The organism is Streptomyces sp. LMG1-1-1.1 (genome assembly GCF_040815545.1).
Classification (GTDB): Bacteria; Actinomycetota; Actinomycetes; order Streptomycetales; family Streptomycetaceae; genus Streptomyces.
On record NZ_JBFPNH010000098.1, the window covers coordinates 18,516 to 36,500 of the forward strand.

Sequence of the window (17,985 nt, forward strand, 5' to 3'; positions counted from 1 at the left end):
GTAGGTATGGGGCTGTGAGCAGCGAGAACGAGAAGTCCGACGAACCCGAGCAGCTCGCGCTCATTCGGGAGACCGTGCGGACGGCGAAGGTGCCGCGGGCCAAGCCGCGGACCTGGCGGGGGGCCGCACTGGCGAAGGAGCTGCCGGTCGCCAGGGTCGTGGTGAACAAGGGGGCGCTCCACCTCGACCAGTTCTTCGACTACGCGGTGCCCGAGGAGCTCGACGAGGCGGCGCGGCCCGGAGTGCGGGTGCGCGTGCGGTTCGGCGCGGGCGCCCACCAGGTCAAGGGCGGACGCCGGGAGGGCGGTCGGCTGATCGACGGCTTCCTCGTCGAGCGCCGGGCCACCTCGGACTACTCGGGACCGCTGGCCGCGCTCGCCGACGTCGTCTCGCCCGAGCCGGTCCTCGGACCCGAGCTGCTCGGTCTCGCCCGCGCCGTCGCCGACCGCTACGCCGGAAGCCTCGCGGACGTGCTCCAGCTCGCGGTGCCGCCGCGCAGCGCCCGCGCCGAGGGCCGCCCCTCGCCGGAACCGCTGCCGCCGCCGCGGGCGCCGGAGCCGGGGACCTGGACGCGGTACGAGCGGGGGACGGCGTTCCTGGACTCCCTGGCCCGCGGCGGGGCGCCCCGGGCCGTGTGGAACGCGCTCCCGGGGCCGCACTGGGCCGAGGAGATCGCCCGGGCCGTCGGCGCGACCCTGGCCTCGGGCCGCGGCGCGCTCGTCGTCGTCCCCGACGGCCGGGCGGCCGGCCGGGTCGACGCGGCGCTGACCGAGGTCCTGGGGGAGGGGCGGCACGCGCTGCTGACCGCCGAGGCCGGGCCGGAGAAGCGGTACGCGCAGTGGCTGGCGGTGCGGCGCGGCGCGGTGCGGGCGGTGGTCGGCACCCGGGCCGCGATGTTCGCCCCCGTACGGGACCTCGGGCTCGTCGTCGTCTGGGACGACGGCGACGGCAGCCACAGCGAGCCGCACGCCCCGCAGCCCCACGCGCGCGAGGTGCTGATCCTGCGCGCCGGCCTCGACCGGTGCGCCTTCCTCCTCGGCGGTACGAGCTGCACCGTCGAGGCCGCCCAGCTCGTCGAGTCCGGCTGGGCCAAGGCGCTGACCGCCGGACGCGAGCAGGTCCGCAGGGCCGCCCCCCTGATCCGGACCGTCGGCGACGGGGAACTCGCCCGCGACGAGGCCGCCCGCGCGGCCCGGCTGCCGTCGCTCGCCTGGCAGACCGTACGGGAGGGGCTCAAGACCGGTCCGGTGCTCGTCCAGGTGCCCCGGCGGGGATACGTGCCGAAGCTGGCCTGCGAGCGGTGCAGGACGCCCGCCCGCTGCCGCCACTGCGCAGGGCCCCTCGAAGCCCCCGACCAGCAGGAGCTGCGGTGCTCCTGGTGCGGGCGGGGCGCGCCCGACTGGCACTGCGTGGCGTGCGGATCGAACCGGCTGCGGGCCCAGATCGTGGGCGCGCGGCGGACGGCGGAGGAACTGGGCCGGGCGTTCCCGGCGGTTCCGGTACGGACCTCGGGGCGCGACCACGTCCTGGACAGCGTGCCCGGGCGTCCGGCGCTCGTCGTCTCCACCCCCGGCGCCGAACCCGTCGCCGACGGCGGATACGCGGCGGCGCTCCTCCTCGACGGCTGGGCCATGCTCGGCCGTCCCGACCTGCGGGCCGGCGAGGAGGCGCTGCGCCGCTGGATCGACGCGGCCTCGCTGGTGCGGGGCCAGGCCGAGGGCGGCACCGTCGTGGTGGTCGCGGAGCCGACGCTTCGGCCGGTGCAGGCGCTGGTCCGCTGGGACCCGGTCGGGCACGCCCAGCGCGAGCTGGCCGAGCGGGCCGAGCTGGGCTTCCCGCCGGTCTCCCGGATGGCCGCGGTGACGGGCCCGCCGGACGCCGTCGAAGGGTTCCTCGCGGCGGCCGGCCTGCCCGCGGACGCCCAGATCCTCGGCCCGGTGCCGCTGCCCGTCGTCCGACCCGGCGGCCCCCGCAGGCCCGGCGACCCGCCGCCGGGCGAGATGTGGGACCGGGCCCTGGTCCGGGTACCGCCGGGGAGCGGCGCGGCTCTGGCGGCCGCCCTCAAGCAGGCGCGGGCCGCCCGCATGGCGCGCGGCGGCGGGGAGCCGGTACGGATCCGGGTCGACCCGCCGGACATCGGTTGAGGCACGGTCCCCGGCGGGGACGCGACAGCCGCCCGCCCCCCTCTCGGAGGGGACGGGCGGCCGTCGGGTGGTGCGGGGTCAGCCGTTGCGCGGGCCGGGGAAGGCCGGCGGGCGGGGGTCCTCGCGGAGGGTGGCGCTGCCCGAGGTGGGCTGCGGGGGCATCGAGCGGGCGGCGGGAACCGAGGGGAGCGTGCGGGTCGCGCCCGGCTCCACGGTGTGCTCCTGGTCCACGGCGATGCCCTGCTGGGGCGCGCGCCGGGCGCCGTAGCGGCGGTGGACGGCCTGCTTGGTGACTCCGAGCGCGGAACCGACCGCGTCCCACGAGAAGCCGAGCGAGCGGTCGAAGTCGACCGCGGCGGTCACCAGGGTCTCGACGCTGTCCCGCAGCTCCTGGGCGAGTCGGACGGTCGGGGCGGGCGCGCGCCCGTAGACGACGAAGCCCGTGGACGGGCCGGAGCGGCGAGGGCGGTAGACATTGCCCAGCTGGGCCGTGAGCGTGCGCAGTGCGTCCACCTGCCGCCGGACCCGCTCGATGTCCCGCACCAACAGGTGCAGACTCGCCCGGGCTTGGGCGTCGTGGGTTGCGTGGTCGGCCATGTGAAAGCCTCTCGAACCGGCGTTTAAGGGAGCGGGTCGCAGGGGGGAACGGCGACCCGATTCGGTCAATCTCTCTTGACCAACGCGCCACCGGGAGTTGGGTCACGCTGCGGGGGCGTACACGCATATGCGCAGGGCGCTCGTCCTCACGTACGCCCCCTTCTCCCGTGGCATCTAGACTGGTGCGCTGCCCGTAAAGCCCCCGGAGAGACAGGCAGTCGCCACCCATGAAGCTCGTCTTCGCAGGCACCCCCGAGGTCGCCGTACCCGCCCTGGACGCCCTGCTCGCCTCCGGCCGGCACGAGGTGGCGGCCGTGGTCACCCGGCCGGACGCTCCGGCGGGGCGCGGCCGGCGGCTCGTGGCCAGCCCGGTGGCCCAGCGGGCGGAGGAGGCCGGGATCGAGGTCCTGAAGCCGGCCAGGCCGCGCGACGAGGACTTTCTCGCCCGGCTGCGGGAGATCGCGCCGGACTGCTGCCCGGTCGTCGCCTACGGCGCGCTGCTGCCCAAGGTCGCCCTCGACATCCCCGCCCGCGGCTGGGTCAACCTGCACTTCTCGCTGCTGCCCGCCTGGCGCGGGGCCGCCCCCGTGCAGCACTCCCTGATGGCCGGCGACCAGGTGACCGGCGCGTCCACCTTCCTGATCGAGGAGGGGCTCGACTCCGGTCCGGTCTACGGCGTGGTCACCGAGGACGTCCGCCCCACCGACACCAGCGGCGACCTGCTGACCCGGCTCGCCTTCGCGGGCGCCGGACTGCTCGCGGCGACGATGGACGGCATCGAGGAGGGCAGCCTCCACGCCGTCCCGCAGCCGGTCGAGGGCATCACCCTGGCGCCCAAGATCCAGGTCGAGGACGCCCACGTCGACTTCGCCGCCCCCGCCCTGCGGGTGGACCGCGTGGTCCGCGGCTGCACCCCCGCGCCCGGCGCCTGGACCGTCTTCCGGGGCGAGCGCCTCAAGCTCATCCAGGTCACCCCCCTCCCCGACCGCGCCGACCTCGCCCCCGGCGAGCTCGCGGTCGGCAAGAACAACGTCTACGCCGGCACCGGCTCCTACGCGGTCGAAATGCTCTGGGTCCAGCCCCAGGGCAAGAAGCCGATGAAGGCCGCGGACTGGGCCCGCGGCGTGCGGATCGCCCCCGGTGAGGGCCTGGGAGCGTAGGGCGCGGGGGGCTCCGCGGGCGACGTAGGCTGGGGAGCGTTCGACCCTCTTCATTTCGTCACGCGGAGCACCTTTGAGCGAGCAGGCACGTCGCCGTCCCCACAAGCCCTACCGGAGGCCCCAGAAGGACCCCGTCCGGATGCTGGCCTTCGAGGCGCTGAGGGCGGTGGACGAGCGGGACGCGTACGCGAACCTGGTACTGCCGCCGCTGCTGAGGAAGGCCCGGGAGAAGGGCGACTTCGACGGGCGGGACGCGGCGCTCGCGACCGAGCTCGTCTACGGGACGCTGCGGCGCCAGGGCACGTACGACGCGGTCATCTCCGCCTGCATCGACCGGCCGCTGCGCGAGGTCGACCCGCCCGTCCTCGACGTGCTGGCGCTCGGCGCGCACCAGCTGCTCGGGACGCGGATCCCCACCCACGCGGCGGTCTCCGCCAGCGTCGAGCTGGCCCGCGTGGTGCTCGGCGACGGCCGGGCCAAGTTCGTGAACGCCGTCCTGCGGAAGATCTCGCAGCAGGACCTCGACGCCTGGGTCGCGCAGGTCGCGCCGCCGTACGACGACGACCCCGAGGACCACCTCGCCGTGGTCCACTCGCACCCCCGCTGGGTCGTCTCGGCGCTCTGGGACTCCCTCGGCGGAGGCCGCGCCGGCATCGAGGACCTCCTGGAGGCCGACAACGAGCGCCCCGAGGTCACCCTCGTGGCCCGGCCCGGCCGCGCCACCACCGAGGAGCTCTCGGCGGTCACCGAGACGCTGCCGGGCCGCTGGTCCCCGTACGCCCTGCGGATGGCCGAGGGCGGCGAGCCCGGCGCCATCGAGGCCGTGAAGGAGGGGCGGGCCGGCGTCCAGGACGAGGGCAGCCAGCTCGTCGCCATCGCCCTGGCCAACGCGCCGGTCGAAGGCTCCGACGCCCGCTGGCTCGACGGCTGCGCGGGGCCCGGCGGCAAGGCCGCCCTGCTGGCCGCGCTGGCCGCCGAGCGCGGCGCCGCCCTGCTCGCCTCGGAGAAGCAGCCGCACCGCGCCCGCCTCGTCGAGCGCGCCCTCGCCGGCAACCCGGGTCCGTACCAGGTGATCGCCGCCGACGGCACCCGCCCGCCGTGGCGCCCCGGCTCCTTCGACCGCGTCCTGATGGACGTGCCCTGCTCGGGCCTCGGCGCCCTGCGCCGCCGCCCGGAGGCCCGCTGGCGCCGCCGCCCCGAGGACCTGGACGGCTTCGCGCCGCTCCAGCGCGCGCTGCTCACCGAGGCCCTGAGCGCCGTGCGCGTCGGCGGCGTGGTGGGGTACGCGACCTGCTCGCCGCACCTGGCGGAGACCCGGGTGGTCGTCGACGACGTCCTGAAGAAGGTCGGCGGCGCCGAGCTGATCGACGCCCGCCCGCTGCTGCCCGGTGTGCCCGCGCTCGGCGACGGCCCGGACGTCCAGCTGTGGCCGCATCTGCACGGTACGGACGCGATGTACCTGGCGCTGCTGCGCCGGACCGCCTGACCGCAATCTCCCGGTCCGTCCCGGTCCAGACTCGTCGGTTCGTACCGAAATTGGTCTGGACCGGATCCGAAACCGCTCAGCGGCAAAGAAGTACCCAAGAACGTGGGAGGCTTGGCACATGGCGCAGATCAACCCCAGCATCCTGTCCGCGGACTTCGCCCGGCTCGCCGATGAGGCGAAGGCCGTCGGCGGTGCCGACTGGCTGCACGTCGACGTGATGGACAACCACTTCGTGCCCAACCTGACGCTGGGGGTGCCGATCGTCGAGTCCCTGGCCCGCGCGACCGACATCCCGCTCGACTGCCACCTGATGATCGAGGACCCGGACCGCTGGGCCCCGCAGTACGTGGAGGCGGGCGCCGGCTCGGTCACCTTCCACGTCGAGGCGGCCGCCGCGCCCGTGCGGCTCGCGCGGGAGATCAGGGCCAAGGGCGCCCGCGCCTCCATGGCGCTCAAGCCGGCCACGCCCATCGAGCCGTACGAGGACCTGCTCCCCGAGCTCGACATGCTGCTGATCATGACCGTCGAGCCCGGCTTCGGCGGCCAGGCGTTCCTCGACATCATGCTGCCCAAGATCCGCCGCACCCGTGAGCTGATCTCCAAGCACGGCCTGGAGCTCTGGCTCCAGGTCGACGGCGGTGTCGCCGAGTCCACCATCGAGCGGTGCGCCGAGGCCGGCGCCGACGTCTTCGTCGCCGGCTCCGCGGTGTACGGCGCCGCCGACCCGGCCGCCGCCGTCGCCTCGCTGCGTGCCCGCGCCGACGCCGCCACGGCCTCCGCCGCGTGGGCGTGTGGCCACTGAGCCTCCGGCGGATGAACGCGGTCGGTCGGGCCGTCGACAGGACTGATCAAGGCCCGCCGGATCTGACAGGATGAACGGCGAGTCCAGAGTGTGAACCACATCGGAACGTGACTTCCGTACGTGAACAGCGGTACGTGAACAGCAGTGAGGAGATCGCGGTGGCGGGAATGTCGGCGGGACGGTCAGCCCTGCGGATGGGCCCCGCGGAGCTGGTGCAGGCGGCGGCCATGGCCCGCCGCTTCTACCTCGAGGGCAAGTCCAAGATCCAGATCGCCGAGGAGTTCGGCGTGAGCCGCTTCAAGGTGGCCCGGGTCCTGGAGACCGCCCTGGAGCGCGACCTCGTACGGATCGAGATCCGCGTACCGGCCGAGCTGGACGCCGAGCGCTCCGACGCGCTCCGCGCCCGCTACGGGCTCCGCCATGCCGTCGTCGTCGAGTCCCCGGCGGAGGGCGACGACGAGTCGCCCGACCCGGAGAACCTCGGCGAGGTCGCGGCCGACCTGCTCGGTGAGCTCGTCACCGAGGGCGACGTCCTCGGCCTCGCGTGGGGCCGCTCCACCATCCACATGGCGGCGGCACTCGACCGGCTGCCGCCCTGCACCGTCGTCCAGCTCACCGGCGTGTACGACGCCGGAACCGCCGAGCGCGGCTCCGTCGAGGCCGTCCGCCGCGCCGCCCAGGTGTCCGGCGGCGAGGCCCATCCCATCTACGCGCCCATGCTGCTCCCCGACCCGGCGACCGCGGCGGCGCTGCGCAGCCAGACCGGCATCGCCCGGGCCTTCGAGTACTTCGACAAGGTGACCGTCGCCTGCGTCTCCATCGGCTCCTGGGAGCCGGGCATCTCGACCGTCCACGACATGCTCTCCGACACCGAGCGGGCCCACTACGCCTCGCTGGGCGTCGCCGCCGAGATGTCGGCCCACCTCTTCGACGCCGACGGCCGGCGGGTCGGCCGCGACCTCGGCGAGCGCTGCATCACCGTCGAGGCGGACCGGCTGCGCCGCATTCCCGAGGTCGTGGCCATCGCCGGCGGCCAGCGCAAGGCGGCGGCGATCGGCGCGGTGCTCCGCTCCGGACTCGTCACCAGCCTCGTCACCGACCGCGCCGCGGCCGACTACCTGCTCACCGCGTCCAGCCCGGGCACCCACCCGGCGCTCGACCGCAGGGACCCCGACGGCAACTGACACGACCGCCGCACGTCCAGGGGCCGGAGCCATCCCGTAACGGTATGTTCGGGACATGTTGCTCCGGCCCCTGCGCGTGCTCCTCGCGCTCGTCCTCGCCGTCTTCCTGGCGGGGTGCTCCTCGGCGAGCGGCGGGACCGGCACCGCCACCCGCACGGCGACCCCCACCCGCACCGCCCCCTCGCTCCCCGCCGCCGCACCCACCGGCGCCTCGGGGCTCCCCACCGTACGGGTCGCGGACCTGCCCCCCGAGGCGCGGACCACGCTCCGCCTCATCGCGAGCGGCGGCCCCTTCCCGTACACCAAGGACGGCACCGTCTTCTCGAACTTCGAGCAGATCCTGCCCCGCGAGGAACGCGGCTACTACCACGAGTACACCGTGAAGACCCCCGGCGCCCACGGCCGCGGGGCGCGCCGGATCGTCACCGGACGCAACCACGAGACGTACTACACCGCCGACCACTACGAGACGTTCCGGGAGGTGGTCACGGATGAGAATTGACGATCCCGTCGTCCTCGACCTGACCGGGGTCACCGACAAGGCCGACCTCATGGACCGGTGCGCCACCGCGCTCGCGCTGCCCGACTGGTTCGGCCGGAACTGGGACGCCCTCGCCGACTGCCTCACCGACCTGACCGAGCCGGTCACCCTCGTCGTCACCGGCTGGCAGGGGTTCGCCGACACGCGCCCGCGCGACTGGCAGACCGCCCAGGACGTCTTCGCCACGGCCGTCGACGAGCGCCCCACCCGCCTCACCGTCCTCCTCGCCCTGGGAACGGGCTTCGGAGGATCCGACGAACCACCTGCCGCGAGCCTCGGATGATTCGCCCTGGACTGGTATCCGTAGGGGCGTGGGACAATGAACTACGTGCTTTTTCCCCTGGCTGAAATGCCTAGGGGCCGATCCGAACGACTGGGATGTCAGCACGTGCGTTTCCTCAATGACGTCAAGCCGCCCTACGACCTGACGTACGACGATGTGTTCATGGTGCCGAGCCGCTCGGCCGTCGGTTCCCGCCAGGCCGTGGACCTCTCCTCGCCCGACGGAACCGGGACGACCATCCCGCTCGTCGTCGCCAACATGACCGCCATCGCCGGCCGGCGGATGGCCGAGACCGTGGCCCGCCGCGGCGGCCTGGTCGTCATCCCCCAGGACATTCCCATCGAGGTCGTCACCGACGTCATCACCTGGGTCAAGAGCCGCCACCACGTGCTCGACACCCCGATCGTCCTCGAGCCGCACCAGACGGTCGCCGACGCGCTGTCGCTGCTGCCGAAGCGCGCCCACGACGCCGGCGTCGTCGTCGACGAGAACCGCCGCCCCGTCGGCGTCGTCACCGACGCCGACCTCTCCGGCGTCGACCGCTTCACCCAGCTCTCCGAGGTCATGTCCAAGGACCTGCTGCTCCTGGACGCCGACATCGACCCGCGCGAGGCCTTCAACACCCTCGACGCCGCCAACCGCCGCTACGCCCCCGCCGTCGACGCGGACGGCAAGCTCGTCGGCATCCTCACCCGCAAGGGCGCCCTGCGCGCGACCCTCTACAGCCCCGCCGTCGACAAGGCCGGCAAGCTGCGCATCGCCGCCGCCGTCGGCATCAACGGCGACGTGGCGGGCAAGGCCAAGCAGCTGCTCGACGCGGGCGTCGACACGCTCGTCATCGACACCGCGCACGGCCACCAGGAATCGATGATCGCCGCGATCCGCACCGTGCGGGCGCTCGACCCGCACGTCCCGATCGTCGCGGGCAACATCGTCGCCGCCGAAGGCGTCAAGGACCTCATCGAGGCGGGCGCCGACATCATCAAGGTCGGCGTCGGCCCCGGTGCCATGTGCACCACCCGCATGATGACCGGCGTCGGCCGCCCGCAGTTCTCCGCCGTCCTGGAGTGCGCCGCCGAAGCCAAGAAGTACGGCAAGCACGTCTGGGCCGACGGCGGTGTCCGCCACCCGCGCGACGTCGCCATGGCGCTCGCCGCCGGCGCGTCCAACGTCATGATCGGCTCCTGGTTCGCCGGGACGTACGAGTCCCCCGGCGACCTCCAGCAGGACGCCAACGGGCGGCTCTACAAGGAGTCCTTCGGCATGGCCTCCGGCCGCGCCGTCAAGAACCGCACCAGCGACGAGTCCGCCTACGACCGGGCGCGCAAGGCGCTGTTCGAGGAGGGCATCTCCACCTCCCGCATGTTCCTCGACCCGGCCCGTCCGGGCGTCGAGGACCTCATCGACTCCATCATCGCGGGCGTCCGCTCCTCCTGCACCTACGCCGGTGCGGGCTCCCTCGCGGAGTTCGAGGACAAGGCCGTCATCGGCGTCCAGTCCGCCGCCGGCTACGCCGAGGGCAAGCCCCTCCACGCCAGCTGGAGCTAATCCCCACCCCCCCGGGCCCCCGAGAGCAGACCACCGCTCCCGGGGGCCCGCGGCATTCCCCCACGCCCGGCGGCCCCGCCGACCGTCCGGCATGAGCCCCCGGGAGCCCCGCCCGTTGTGGGCAATCGTTCCGCTGGGGCGGAACGGGTGGGCACAACGGAACGGCGCCCGTGCCGGGCCTAGGCTTCCGCGCCTGATCCCGCACCACTGGTACGGCGCCGTATGGGTGCGGGCAGGTACGAGGGGCGAGGCGCCGCCGAGGGCGCCGTCCCGTGTGCCCACCCGTCCCGCCCCAGCGGGACGATTGCCCACACGGCGGTGGAGCGGGGCGGGGCCCACGCGGGGGGCGGTGGGTGGCGGGCGCGGGCCCACGCCGGCCTACGCGGGGCAGGTGGTGGGCGCGGGCAGGCGCGGGCCTACGTGGGGGTAGGTGGCGGGCGCGGGCCCACGCCGGCCTACGTGGGGGTAGGTGGCGGGCGCGGGTAGGCGCAAGGGGGTTAGGGGGTGGAGGGGGGGAGGGGGGTGGGGAGGGCGGTGGCGACGGCTTGGGCTAGGCGGGTGTGGCCGGCGTCGTTGGGGTGGAGGCCGTCGGCGAGGTGTTCGGGGCGGAGGAGGGGGCGGCCGGGGAGGAGGTGGAGGTGGGGGTCGTCGGTCGCGAGGTCGTGCGCGGCGCGTTCCATGGCGCGGCGGAGGGCGGTGAGGGTGGCGCCGAGGGGGTTGGGGGTGTGTTCGGCCTCGGGGCGGAGGACGGGGGAGAGGATGAGGAGGGGCGTGGCCGGGTGGCCGCGGCGGACGAGGCCGACGAAGGCGCGGACGGTGGCGTAGAGCCACTCGGGGGTGGCGGGGACGCGGGACCAGCAGTTGGTGCCGAAGGCGAGGGTGATGACCTCGCCGGGGAGCCGGGCGAGGTGTTCGGCGAGGGGGAGTTCGCCGCGGGCCCCGCCCGCGTAGCCGAGGTTGACCGGGTCGAGGCCGCGGAGGCGGCCCGCTGCGGCGGGCCAGGAGTGGGCGGGGCGGGTGGACAACCAGCCTTCGGTGATCGAGTCGCCGTGGACGAGCCAGCGGGGTCGGGGCGGCGCGGGGGAGAGGGTGCCGTCGACGGCCCGCAGGGCGAGCGGCAGGGGTGACTGGCCCTCGGGGAGGTGGAGGGTGAAGGTGCCGCCGCGGGCGGGCAGCGGGACGGTGACGACGGCTTCGGCGGACGGGGTGGCGAAGGTCTCGCCGACCAACCGGGTGCCCTGCCAGAGGTCGAAGCAGTGGCGTAGCGCGGCGAGGGGGTCGTCGGGTCGCGGGGCGTCCGCGCGGTAGCGGAGCCGCACGGCGCGGGTGCCGGGCGCGGCGGTGAACTCGATGCGGACGCCGATGGGCAGCGCGGCCCGGGCGGCGATGTCCCAGGGGAGCCGTTCGAGGTCGTCCGGGTCGGCGCGGACGGGCCGTCGCCCGTCCAGCCAGGCCGTGCCGCGCAGGAACGGTTCCGGGTCGAGCCAGCCCACCGGGGCCTCCGATCGTGCGGTGGTCAGGACCTCGCAGGGTGGCTCATCGGCGGCGAGGAGTCCAGAGGCGGGCGGGCCGGTTCACCCCCGATGTGTCGATTCATGCGGGGGAGCGCAATGTTTACGCGTCTGCGCCCGAAGCGCGCAATGATCATCCGCCAGTGCGCAACAACCCTGCATTACGAGTGCGAACCTCGGACCCTTAGGCTCGTGCCCCGTACCAGGAGTGGGGCGACCGCCTGCTCGGCGGTTCCCCTTCCCCCGTGGGCTTGTCTCGGCATGCCCTCGTACCGCCGCGGTCGCCTCCCTACCCCCAGGCAGCGATAAGGAGCCTCCGCAGTGCTGGATCAAGGCGCAGCCCCGCCGGTCGTCGAAACGACCACCCCGAAGACCTCCACCCTCGGCGCACTCGTCCGGCGCAAGCCGGTGGAAGCCCTGGTCGCGGAGGGTGGGCAGGGCGAGGGCGGCAGTCTCCGCCGCACGCTCTCCATGTGGCAGCTGACCATGATCAGCATCGGTGCGACGCTCGGCACCGGCATCTTCGTCGTCCTCGGTGACGCCGTCCCGAAGGCGGGCCCCGCGGTTACCGTCGCCTTCGTCATCGCCGGTCTCACGGCGCTGTTCTCCGCGCTCTCGTACGCCGAGCTGGCCGGCACCATACCGGTGGCCGGCTCTTCCTACTCGTACGCGTACGCAACGATGGGCGAACTGGTCGCCTGGGTCTGCGGCTGGTGTCTGGTCCTGGAGTACGGCGTGTCCGTCGCCGCCGTGGCGGTCGGCTGGGGCGAGTACCTCAACGAGCTGCTCGACGGGACCATCGGCGTCACGCTCCCCGACGTGGTCTCCTCGGCCCCGGGCGAGGGCGGCGTCATCAACCTGCCCGGCCTGATCGTCGTCCTGCTCGCCATGCTGTTCCTGCTCGGCGGCGCCCGTGAGTCCGCCGTCATCAACACCATCATGGTCGCGGTGAAGATCGTCGCCCTCGTGCTCTTCTGCGCGATCGGCTTCGTGGGCTTCAAGTCCGGCAACTACAAGGACTTCATGCCGCTCGGCATGGCCGGCGTCGGCGCCGCCAGCGCCAGCCTCTTCTTCTCGTACATCGGCTTCGACGCCGCCTCCACGGCCGGCGAGGAGGCCAAGAACCCGAAGCGCGACCTGCCGCGGGCCATCATGCTCTCGCTGCTCATCGTCACGGTGCTCTACGTCCTCGTCGCCGCCGTCGCCGTCGGCGCGTGGCACTGGAAGGCCTTCGAAGGCTCCGAGGCCACCCTGGCCGCGATCATGAACGACGTCACCGGCCAGACCTTCTGGGGCACCCTGCTCGCCGCCGGCGCGGTCATCTCCATCGCGAGCGTCGTCCTCACCGTGCTCTACGGCCAGACCCGCGTCCTCTTCGCGATGTCCCGCGACGGCCTCGTCCCCAAGGTCTTCGGCAAGGTCAGCGGCAAGACCGGCACCCCGCGCGTCAACACGGTCATCGTGTCGCTCTTCTGCGCCGCCCTCGCCTCGGTCATCCCGCTCGGCAAGCTCGTCGACGCCACCAGCATCGGCACGCTCTTCGCCTTCGGCCTGGTCAACATCGCGGTCATCGTCCTCCGCTACACCCGCAAGGACATGGACCGCACCTTCAAGGTGCCGCTCGGCCCGGTCTTCCCGCTGCTCGGCCTGCTCTTCTGCGCGTACAACATGTTCAGCCTCGACGCGGTCACCTGGAAGGTCTTCGGCGGATGGATGGCCGCCGGGCTCGTGTTCTACTTCCTATACGGCATGCGCCGCTCCCGACTGGCCACCGCAGCGTCAGCAGCATCAGCAGAGAAGTGATCCACCCGTAGTGCGACTCAACGACCTCGACGAACGCATCGTCCACGCCCTCGCGGAGGACGCCCGCCGCAGCTACGCCGACATCGGCTCGCTCGTCGGTCTCTCCGCACCCGCCGTGAAGCGGCGCGTGGACCGGCTCCGGGCCGAGGGCGCGATCACCGGCTTCACCGTACGGGTGGACCCGGCGGCGCTCGGCTGGGAGACCGAGGGGTTCGTCGAGATCTACTGCCGCCACAACACCTCGCCGGACGACATCCGGCGGGGTCTGGAGCGGTATCCCGAGGTGGTGTCCGCGTCGACCGTCACCGGTGACGCGGACGCCGTCGTCCAGGTCTTCGCCTCGGACATGCGCCACTTCGAACGGGTCCTGGAGCGCATCGCGGGCGAGCCGTTCGTGGAGCGCACCAAGTCCGTCCTGGTGCTCTCGCCGCTGCTGCGGCGCTTCTCCTCGGGCTCGCCGGCGTAGGACCCGGTCCCGGGCTCGCCGACGTAGACCCGGCCCCCGGCCTGGGCGTAGACCCAGCCCCCGGCCTCGCCGGTGCAGGGATTCGCGGGCGGCCGGGCGGCCGGGCGGCCGGGCGGTGCGGGCCGTGGTTCCCGCACCGCCCCGCGCCCCGCCCACCCCTGTGGGGCGGTCTACTCGGTGGGGTAGGCGAACTCCCAGGGCACGACCCGGAAGTCGCCCGTCCCCGCCTTGACCTTCTCGAACGGCGCGCCGCTGACGCACGGCGGCACCTTGTCCTTCTGCGGGTCGGCGGTCATCCACGTGTAGCCGAGCCGGTCCCCGGTGGGGTCGTCGTGCACCGTGACGCCGACGCGCGCCTTGCGGAACTCCTTCACGTCGGTCTCGACGACGACGCCGGACACGACGGCGACCTTGCCGCCGGTGGTGAGGCAGTCGACCTCGACCTTGGCGTAGCCGCCCCAGTCGCCCTTGTAGTGGCTGAACCGGAACGTGCCGGTCGCCTTCATCGGATCCTGCCGGTCCTTCGCGGCCAGATGCGCGTCGAACGCGAACGTGATGTCGTCCCCGGCCGGCCGGTACAGCTTCGCGGTGCCGGTCAGCGCGGCGGCCTCCGACACGGTGGCCCGAGCGGCGGCCGGGGCGGGCGCGTCGTCCACCGAGGCGGCGGCGATGCCCCCGGCCCCCAGGGTGAGCAGCACGGCCGCGGCGACGGCGAGGGTCTTCATGCGACGGTTCATGGCTTCCGGGTCCTTTCGGCAGGTCGTCCGGGGTGTCCTCCGGACGACCACCACTCTTCCGCGCGGGCCGCGCCGGGGCGTCGGGCCGTAGGACGGTCCTCGCCTCCGCCGTGCGGCGGGGAAGCCGTACGACCCCGGGCGGACCCGTACGACCTCGCGCGGACCCTTACGACCTCGCGCGGAGCCGTACGACCTCGCGCGGAGCCGTAAGACCCCGCGCGGAGCCGTACGCAACGAATCACCGTCGTGGACTCCGATCGCGCAACGGTTCGACGGTCGGTCCGCAACGCTCCCGCCTTGTCCGGAAGGAGCGCGAAACCGTACCGTTTTTGACGTCTTCCCCTTGTACTCCGCACCCCCCCGAGGATCGCCATGCCCGCGCTGCGCACCGCCCTGCTCCAGAGCTCCGGTGAGCTCGGTGACGTGGCCGCCAACCTCAAGATCCTCGACGAGGCCGCCGCCCGCGCCGCGGCCGCCGGAGCGGACCTGCTGCTCGCCCCCGAGCTGTTCCTCACCGGGTACGCCATCGGCGCCGACCTGGCGCGTCTGGCCGAGCCGGTCGACGGTGCCTCCGCCCGCGCCGTCGCGGCCGTCGCCGTCCGCCACGGGCTCGCCGTGGGCTACGGCTACCCGGAGCGCGACACCGAGCGGCACGGGGTCCTGTACAACGCGGCGCAGCTGATCGGCGCCGACGGCGTCCCGCTCGCGAACTACCGCAAGACGCACCTCTTCGGCGACTTCGAGGCGACCTGGTTCACCCCCGGTGACCAGGCGGTCGTCCAGGCCGAGCTCGGCGGACTCACCGTCGGCCTCATGATCTGCTACGACGTCGAGTTCCCGGAGAACGTGCGGGCGCAGGCGCTGGCCGGCACGGACCTCCTCCTCGTGCCGACCGCGCTCATGCACCCCGCCGAGGTCGTGCCCCTGTCCGTGGTGCCGGTCCGCGCCTTCGAGAACCAGCTGTACATCGCGTACGCCAACCGGACCGGGCCCGAGGGCGGCTTCGAGTTCGTCGGCCTCTCCACGCTCGCGGGTCCCGACGGCACCGCCCGCGCCCGCGCCGGGCGCGGCGAGGACCTGGTCCTCGGTGACGTCGACCCGGCCTTCCTCGCGGCCTCCCGCGCGGAGAACCCCTACCTTCGCGACCGGCGCCCGGGGCTCTACGGCCCCCTCGTCTGAGCCGCCCCCATCCTCCCCGCCTCATCACTTTTTTCCGTGCAAGGAGTCCGTACCCCATGACGTCCACGGTGCCCACGACCGCCGTCCCGCACAGCGACGGCCAGCCGCCGATCACCATGTTCGGTCCGGACTTCCCGTACGCCTACGACGACTTCCTGGCCCACCCGGCCGGGCTCGGCCAGATACCGGCCACCGAGCACGGCACCGAGGTCGCCGTCATCGGCGGCGGTCTCTCCGGCATCATCGCCGCGTACGAGCTGATGAAGATGGGCCTCAAGCCCGTCGTCTACGAGGCCGACCAGATCGGCGGGCGGCTGCGCACCGTGGGCTTCGAGGGCACCGCCACCGAGGGCCTGACCGCCGAGATGGGCGCCATGCGCTTCCCGCCCTCCTCGACCGCGCTCCAGTACTACATCGACCTGGTCGACCTGGAGACCACGCCCTTCCCGAACCCGCTGGCCGAGTCGACCCCGTCGACCGTCGTCGACCTCAAGGGCGAGTCCCACTACGCGACCACCGTCGACGACCTGCCGCAGGTCTACCGCGACGTGATGAACGCGTGGAACGCCTGCCTCGACGAGGGCGCCGACTTCTCCGACATGAACCAGGCCATGCGCGAGCGGGACGTCCCGCGCATCCGCGAGATCTGGTCGAAGCTCGTCGAGAAGCTCGACAACCAGACCTTCTACGGCTTCCTCTGCGAGTCGGAGGCCTTCAAGTCCTTCCGCCACCGCGAGATCTTCGGCCAGGTCGGCTTCGGCACCGGCGGCTGGGACACCGACTTCCCGAACTCCATCCTGGAGATCCTCCGCGTCGTCTACACCGAGGCCGACGACCACCACCGCGGCATCGTCGGCGGCTCGCAGCAGCTGCCGCTGCGCCTGTGGGAGCGCGAGCCGGGGAAGATCGTCCACTGGGCGCAGGGCACCTCGCTGAGCTCCCTGCACGACGGCGCCCCCAAGCCGGCCGTCACCCGGCTGAACCGGACCGCCGGCAACCGGATCACCGTCACCGACGCCTCCGGCGACATCCGCACGTACCAGGCGGCGATCTTCACCGCCCAGTCCTGGATGCTGCTCTCCAAGATCGCCTGTGACGACTCGCTCTTCCCGATCGACCACTGGACGGCGATCGAGCGGACCCACTACATGGAGTCGTCCAAGCTCTTCGTGCCCGTCGACCGGCCGTTCTGGCTGGACAAGGACGAGGAGACCGGCCGGGACGTCATGTCGATGACGCTGACCGACCGGATGACCCGCGGCACCTACCTGCTCGACGACGGCCCGGACAAGCCGGCCACGATCTGCCTCTCGTACACCTGGTGCGACGACAGCCTGAAGTGGCTGCCGCTGTCCGCGAACGAGCGGATGGAGGTCATGCTGAAGTCGCTCGGCGAGATCTACCCGAAGGTCGACATCCGGAAGCACATCATCGGCAACCCGGTGACGGTCTCCTGGGAGAACGAGCCCTACTTCATGGGCGCCTTCAAGGCCAACCTGCCGGGTCACTACCGCTACCAGCGGCGCCTGTTCACGCACTTCATGCAGGACCGGCTCCCCGAGGACAAGCGGGGCATCTTCCTCGCGGGCGACGACATCTCGTGGACGGCCGGCTGGGCCGAGGGCGCGGTGCAGACGGCGCTCAACGCGGTGTGGGGCGTGATGCACCACTTCGGCGGCGCCACCGACGGCACCAACCCCGGTCCGGGCGACGTGTACGACGAGATCGCCCCGGTCGAGCTGCCGGAGGACTGACCCCACCCACTCCGTACCGCGGACCAGGTCAGGGCCTGGTGAGGGGCGTGAGCAGCATGCGCCCCACCAGGCCCACCGACCGGTCGAGGCGCTCCGTGAACTCGGCCGCGAGGTCGGGCAGCCCGCGCAGCTGCCACAGCGAGCGCGCGGCGAGCCAGGCGCCGTCCCGGGCCCGGTCCAGGCTCCAGCAGCCGAGCAGATGGGTCAGCGGGTCCGCGATCTCCAGGAGGTCCGGGCCCGGCATCAGTTCCTCCCTGATGCGCTCCTCCAGGAGGACCAGGATGTCGCCGACCCGGTCGAACTCGTCCTCGATGTCGGCGGGCGCGCACTCCAGGATCCGGCAGGCGTCGACCACGGCGAGCGCCAGGTCGTGCCCGATGTGCGCGTTGATCCCGGCCAGCGCGAACTGCAGCGGCCGTACGCCGGGATGGCGCCGGTAGTGGAAGAGGGGCCGCCAGCAGGCGGGGGCGGGGAAGCCGGTCGCGGCCGCGTCGACCGCCGCGAGGTACCGCTCGGCGAACCGTACGTCGAGCGTGGCGGCGGCCCGCCGGTCGGCGAAGGTGCCCGCCTCGATGGCGTGGCCGATCTCCTCGGTGACGGTCAGGTAGACCCGGTTGAAGACGGCGACCCCGTCGGCCGGGTGCCAGGCCGAGCGGAGCGACCGCATCCGGTCCACCACCGGGTCGACCGCGAGGAACGGACCGAGTCGCTCGGTCTGCTGTCCGATCTGCTGGGTCTGCGCCATGGGGGCAGGCTCCCAGGCGCCGGGCCCGGGAGGGAACCTCCCGGG

16 protein-coding genes are annotated in these 17,985 nt (G+C 73.4%); 12 read left to right on the forward strand and 4 right to left on the reverse strand.

Going from position 1 to position 17,985, the window contains the following annotated elements; all coding sequences use genetic code 11:
• The first annotated feature begins 14 nt into the window (after nucleotides 1-14).
• Nucleotides 15-2,144: a primosomal protein N' gene (locus tag MRBLMG1_RS36290; RefSeq protein ID WP_367828423.1), complete on the forward strand. Its 2,130-nt coding sequence runs from the start codon at nucleotides 15-17 to the stop codon at nucleotides 2,142-2,144.
• A 78-nt stretch (nucleotides 2,145-2,222) separates the two neighbouring features.
• Here MRBLMG1_RS36290 and MRBLMG1_RS36295 read toward each other — a convergent pair whose 3' ends face one another.
• Nucleotides 2,223-2,741 (reverse strand): hypothetical protein, encoded by a 519-nt coding sequence (locus MRBLMG1_RS36295; protein ID WP_367828424.1) that lies wholly within the window; start codon nucleotides 2,739-2,741, stop codon nucleotides 2,223-2,225.
• Between the two features lie 227 nt (nucleotides 2,742-2,968).
• Between MRBLMG1_RS36295 and fmt the strand changes: the two genes are divergently transcribed.
• The 7 genes from fmt to MRBLMG1_RS36330 all read left to right on the forward strand — a co-directional run bounded on the left by fmt (nucleotide 2,969) and on the right by MRBLMG1_RS36330 (nucleotide 9,745).
• The gene (gene fmt / locus MRBLMG1_RS36300; RefSeq protein WP_367828425.1) at nucleotides 2,969-3,901 is read left to right on the forward strand and encodes a methionyl-tRNA formyltransferase; all 933 of its coding nucleotides are present in this window, start codon (nucleotides 2,969-2,971) and stop codon (nucleotides 3,899-3,901) included.
• A 73-nt stretch (nucleotides 3,902-3,974) separates the two neighbouring features.
• Nucleotides 3,975-5,387 carry an RsmB/NOP family class I SAM-dependent RNA methyltransferase gene (locus MRBLMG1_RS36305; RefSeq protein WP_367828426.1) on the forward strand — a complete coding sequence of 471 codons (1,413 nt, stop codon included), beginning with the start codon at nucleotides 3,975-3,977 and terminating at the stop codon, nucleotides 5,385-5,387.
• A 118-nt stretch (nucleotides 5,388-5,505) separates the two neighbouring features.
• Nucleotides 5,506-6,189: a ribulose-phosphate 3-epimerase gene (gene rpe, locus MRBLMG1_RS36310; protein WP_367828427.1), complete on the forward strand. Its 684-nt coding sequence runs from the start codon at nucleotides 5,506-5,508 to the stop codon at nucleotides 6,187-6,189.
• A 134-nt stretch (nucleotides 6,190-6,323) separates the two neighbouring features.
• Nucleotides 6,324-7,373, forward strand: coding sequence for a sugar-binding transcriptional regulator (locus tag MRBLMG1_RS36315; protein ID WP_367828576.1), 1,050 nt, complete (start codon nucleotides 6,324-6,326; stop codon nucleotides 7,371-7,373).
• A gap of 55 nt (nucleotides 7,374-7,428) precedes the next feature.
• Nucleotides 7,429-7,875: a ribonuclease domain-containing protein gene (locus MRBLMG1_RS36320; RefSeq protein ID WP_367828428.1), complete on the forward strand. Its 447-nt coding sequence runs from the start codon at nucleotides 7,429-7,431 to the stop codon at nucleotides 7,873-7,875.
• Complete coding sequence (locus tag MRBLMG1_RS36325) at nucleotides 7,865-8,197, forward strand: barstar family protein (protein ID WP_367828429.1); 333 nt, start codon at nucleotides 7,865-7,867, stop codon at nucleotides 8,195-8,197. The genes MRBLMG1_RS36320 and MRBLMG1_RS36325 overlap by 11 nt, the downstream gene beginning before the upstream one ends.
• Nucleotides 8,198-8,302: 105 nt before the next feature.
• Nucleotides 8,303-9,745 (forward strand): GuaB1 family IMP dehydrogenase-related protein, encoded by a 1,443-nt coding sequence (locus MRBLMG1_RS36330; RefSeq protein WP_367828430.1) that lies wholly within the window; start codon nucleotides 8,303-8,305, stop codon nucleotides 9,743-9,745.
• A 497-nt stretch (nucleotides 9,746-10,242) separates the two neighbouring features.
• Here the strand turns inward: MRBLMG1_RS36330 and MRBLMG1_RS36335 are convergent, their stop codons facing one another.
• Complete coding sequence (locus MRBLMG1_RS36335; protein WP_367828431.1) at nucleotides 10,243-11,238, reverse strand: GDSL-type esterase/lipase family protein; 996 nt, start codon at nucleotides 11,236-11,238, stop codon at nucleotides 10,243-10,245.
• 339 nt (nucleotides 11,239-11,577) lie between these two features.
• On the opposite strand from MRBLMG1_RS36335, the gene MRBLMG1_RS36340 reads away from it, so the two are divergent.
• Nucleotides 11,578-13,059, forward strand: a complete 1,482-nt coding sequence (locus tag MRBLMG1_RS36340; protein ID WP_367828432.1) for an amino acid permease — start codon at nucleotides 11,578-11,580, stop codon at nucleotides 13,057-13,059.
• Between the two features lie 10 nt (nucleotides 13,060-13,069).
• Entirely contained in the window at nucleotides 13,070-13,525 is a 456-nt protein-coding gene (locus MRBLMG1_RS36345) for an Lrp/AsnC family transcriptional regulator (RefSeq protein ID WP_015032260.1), read from the forward strand.
• Between the two features lie 170 nt (nucleotides 13,526-13,695).
• Here the strand turns inward: MRBLMG1_RS36345 and MRBLMG1_RS36350 are convergent, their stop codons facing one another.
• Nucleotides 13,696-14,262, reverse strand: a complete 567-nt coding sequence (locus tag MRBLMG1_RS36350; protein ID WP_367828433.1) for a Repetin — start codon at nucleotides 14,260-14,262, stop codon at nucleotides 13,696-13,698.
• A 372-nt stretch (nucleotides 14,263-14,634) separates the two neighbouring features.
• Between MRBLMG1_RS36350 and MRBLMG1_RS36355 the strand changes: the two genes are divergently transcribed.
• Both MRBLMG1_RS36355 and MRBLMG1_RS36360 read left to right on the forward strand, forming a co-directional pair.
• Nucleotides 14,635-15,441, forward strand: a complete 807-nt coding sequence (locus MRBLMG1_RS36355) for a carbon-nitrogen hydrolase family protein (protein ID WP_367828434.1) — start codon at nucleotides 14,635-14,637, stop codon at nucleotides 15,439-15,441.
• Nucleotides 15,442-15,497: 56 nt separating this feature from the next.
• The gene (locus MRBLMG1_RS36360) at nucleotides 15,498-17,195 is read left to right on the forward strand and encodes a flavin monoamine oxidase family protein (RefSeq protein WP_367828435.1); all 1,698 of its coding nucleotides are present in this window, start codon (nucleotides 15,498-15,500) and stop codon (nucleotides 17,193-17,195) included.
• Nucleotides 17,196-17,223: 28 nt separating this feature from the next.
• On the opposite strand, the gene MRBLMG1_RS36365 is transcribed toward MRBLMG1_RS36360, so the two are convergent.
• On the reverse strand, nucleotides 17,224-17,940 hold the full coding sequence (locus tag MRBLMG1_RS36365) for a DUF5995 family protein (RefSeq protein ID WP_367828436.1): 717 nt from the start codon (nucleotides 17,938-17,940) through the stop codon (nucleotides 17,224-17,226).
• Nucleotides 17,941-17,985 lie beyond the last annotated feature (45 nt).